Annotated in this window: 1 protein-coding gene; it reads right to left on the bottom strand. The window is 70.7% G+C overall.

Going from position 1 to position 560, the window contains the following annotated elements:
• The coding region (locus CVM52_RS28270) for a cytochrome P450 (protein ID WP_133120033.1) at window positions 1-496 on the bottom strand (496 nt) is incomplete at its 3' end.
• Window positions 497-560 lie beyond the last annotated feature (64 nt).

Here is a 560-nt window from a genome sequence, read left to right as displayed (position 1 = left end):
GCGCGGTGACGGCCTTGTAGACGGACTCGACCATGGCGGTGACCTCGTCCTCGCGGATGGGCCTGAGCGCCTCGAGGCGGCGCTGCGTGAAGAGCTCGAGGTTGCAGAGCTTGCGCACCTTGATGTAGTGGGGGCCGTAGTCGGCCCAGATGAGGTCCTGGCCGCCGCGGCTGAAGCTCTCGGTGGAGCGGTCCCGGCAGCGGTCGGCGAGCTGCTGGTCGTGGGTCTTGAGCACCTCCTTGGCCAGCTCCGACGTGGACACCACCACCGTGGGCGACGTGCCCAGCCACACCGTCATGATGGGCCCGTACCGGCGCGCCCACTCCTGGTAGCACCGGCACCGCACGGGCTGCACGTCGAACAGGTTGCCCACCACGGGCCGCCGCCGCGGCCCCGGGGGCAGCTTGCCGTAGAGGAGCCGGTTCACAAGGAGCAGCGAGACGGGGACGAGGGCCGCCAGGGCCAGCGCCACTGAGAGGAAGGAGGCCGTCTCCATGGCTGGCTGACTGCTACCGGCCAGCCGGCCGGCTGCGCCTTTATGGAGCTAGCCGGACTGCCGG

Origin of the sequence: Pseudooceanicola lipolyticus, from assembly GCF_002786325.1 — a bacterium.
GTDB classification, from domain to species: Bacteria; Pseudomonadota; Alphaproteobacteria; order Rhodobacterales; family Rhodobacteraceae; genus Pseudooceanicola_C; species Pseudooceanicola_C lipolyticus.
Note: the sequence above shows the minus strand (reverse complement) of the source record. Positions and strands in the feature narration are given on the sequence as shown.